General features: G+C 46.9%; 1 protein-coding gene and 1 pseudogene. Both read left to right on the forward strand.

Translation table 11 applies throughout. The features are described 5' to 3' along the window. The first annotated feature begins 3 nt into the window (after positions 1 to 3). Positions 4 to 402 (forward strand): annotated as a pseudogene (locus V192_RS22910) (MSCRAMM family protein). Continuing rightward, positions 299 to 1,744: MSCRAMM family protein (locus V192_RS0118740; protein ID WP_420834563.1), on the forward strand; the 1,446-nt coding region annotated here is incomplete at its 3' end. The pseudogene V192_RS22910 and the gene V192_RS0118740, both read left to right, overlap by 104 nt.

Genomic DNA, 1,744 nt, shown 5'->3' on the forward strand with positions numbered 1-1,744 from the left:
GTCTTGTCAGGAGCGGAGTATCGCGTCAGCGACAGCCAAGGCAAACCAGTCATAGCGAGCATCAAAACAGGAGCGGATGGAACGGTGATAACAGGCTACTTGCCAGCAGGGAAGTACCGAGTCCAAGAAAGTGCTGCGCCGACAAACTATGAATTAGCGACGCCATCAAGCGTTGAAGTAACRGTAAAAATGGGAGAAACSACSCCAGAAGTCGTGTTTGAAAACCAACGYCAAAAAGGYAGTTTGCAGATCATCAAACAAGAYGAYACGAAAAAARAGRYTRGCCKRACGCSMAGATATYGTAAARAAYGCATCAGGMAYWCAAGTAGGAAGTGGTMAAACYAACGCCACTGGTCTCTATACAGTRGYRAATTTWCCGACYGGRAAATAYACSATWAGTGAAACAGCGGCCCCAACGGGGCACGTGGCAACCCCCGTGGAAGGAAATAATCGAACGATAGAAGTAGTAAGAAACCAAACGGCGACGYTAACGTTCACGAATAATCGCCAGGGRCGYATAAAGATCAAGAAACTGGATAAAGAAAGTAAAGCAGTCTTGTCAGGAGCGGAGTATCGCGTCAGCGATAGTCAAGGCAAACCAGTCATAGCGAGTATCAAAACAGGAGCGGATGGAACGGTGACAACAGGCTACTTGCCAGCAGGGAAGTACCGAGTCCAAGAAAGTGCYGCCCCGACAAACTATGAATTAGCGACGCCATCAAGCGTTGAAGTAACRGTAAAAATGGGAGAAACTACGCCAGAAGTCGTGTTTGAAAACCAACGCCAAAAAGGTAGTTTACAGATCATCAAACAAGACGACACGAAAAAAAGGCTAGCCGGAGCTAAATACATCGTAAAGAACGCTTCAGGTACTCAAGTAGGAAGTGGTCAAACTAACGCCACTGGTCTCTATACAGTAGCGAATTTACCAACGGGGAAATACACAGTAAGTGAAACAGCAGCCCCAACGGGGCATGTGGCGACWCCRGTGGAAGGRAATAATCGAACGATAGAAGTAGTAAGAAACCAAACRGCGACGCTAACGTTCACGAATAATCGCCARGGRCGCATAAAGATCAAGAARCTRGATAAAGAAAGTAAAGCAGTCTTGTCAGGAGCGGAGTATCGCRTCAGCGATAGTCAAGGMAAACCAGTCATAGCGAGTATCAAAACAGGAGCGGATGGAACGGTGACAACAGGCTACTTRCCAGCAGGGAAGTACCGAGTCCAAGAAAGTGCCGCYCCGACAAACTATGAATTAGCGACGCSATCAAGCGTTGAAGTAACGGTAAAAATGGGAGAAACCACGCCAGAAGTCGTGTTTGAAAACCAACGTCAAAAAGGCAGTTTACAGATCATCAAACAAGATGACACGAAAAAAAGGCTAGCCGGAGCTAAATACATCGTAAAAAACGCTTCAGGTACTCAAGTAGGAAGTGGTAAAACTAACGCCACTGGTCTCTATACAGTAGCGAATTTACCGACCGGAAAATACACCGTTCTGGAAACAGCAGCCCCAACGGGGCATGTAGCGACACCAGTGGAAGGAAATAATCGAACGATAGAAGTAGTGAGAAACCAAACAGCGACGCTAACGTTCACGAATAATCGCCAGGGGCGCATAAAGATCAAGAAACTGGATAAAGAAAGTAAAGCAGTCTTGTCAGGAGCGGAGTATCGCGTCAGCGATAGTCAAGGCAAACCAGTCATAGCGAGTATCAAAACAGGAGCGGATGGAACGGTG

It is taken from the genome of Enterococcus crotali, from assembly GCF_000633635.1.
GTDB lineage: Bacteria > Bacillota > Bacilli > Lactobacillales > Enterococcaceae > Enterococcus_L > Enterococcus_L crotali.